Raw genomic sequence first — 868 nt, 5'->3', positions numbered from 1 at the left:
GACTACGACGTTGATAGGTTACAGGTGTAAGGGTAGTAATATCGCAGCCGAGTAATACTAATTGCCCGTAAGCTTTAATTTTTTAAATATTACGCTAAAGAATTTTGAATACAACTTTCCCGATATGTTATCTTATTAGTTTGCTGTAAAGCAAAGAAGATCTTATGGTGGTTTTGCCGAGGGTGTTCACCTCTTCCCATTCCGAACAGAGAAGTTAAGCCCCTCATGGCCGATGGTACTGCACAACAATGCGGGAGAGTAGGTAGCTGCCATACTTATTAAGAGAAAGTCCTGGTGACATGCCAGGACTTTTCTTTTTTCTTTCTCTATATTAAAGAAAGGGGATCAATTCAGATCTGTCGGAAATACACTCAACGAAAGTTGAAAACAATTTGAAATAGGATTAAATAGTTTTGTTTGCGAATGATAAAGATAATATCTTTGCCATCCGCTTCAGAAATCTAATGTTCTTTGCAAAATAAGGGTTTGATTATCAATATATTAAAAGCACTTTCTCAATAGACAAGTCATTGATACTAAGATAATTAAAGATACAAAAAACTTTAAAAAAGTTTTGGTGATTAAATAAAAGATTACTACCTTTGCAACCCCAACGCAAACGATACGAAAAAGTTCTTCTAAAAATAATAAGATGTTCTGGCGAAAGCGCCACAGAGATCGGATCTCACACATCAACAAAAGCTGAAAGCGTAAAGCAMAAAGCTCAAGTTCTTTGAAAGATTGGAAACAACAGCACGAATCTAAGTAGTGATGCTTAGGTTCAAACAGGTAATGTACAGCTAAACATAATTAATAGATCACCGATTGATTTCGAGAGAAATTAGTCAGTATCAAAACTTCTTTACAA

At 35.1% G+C, this 868-nt stretch carries 1 rRNA gene; it reads left to right on the top strand.

The annotated features are described in order from the left end of the window. The first annotated feature begins 163 nt into the window (after window positions 1–163). Window positions 164–275 (top strand): 5S ribosomal RNA (gene rrf, locus AB4Z08_RS35755). The last annotated feature ends 593 nt before the right edge of the window (window positions 276–868 follow it).

The sequence above is a fragment of the Chitinophaga sp. RAB17 genome, assembly GCF_052114225.1.
Lineage (GTDB): Bacteria > Bacteroidota > Bacteroidia > Chitinophagales > Chitinophagaceae > Chitinophaga.
Note: the sequence above shows the minus strand (reverse complement) of the source record. Positions and strands in the feature narration are given on the sequence as shown.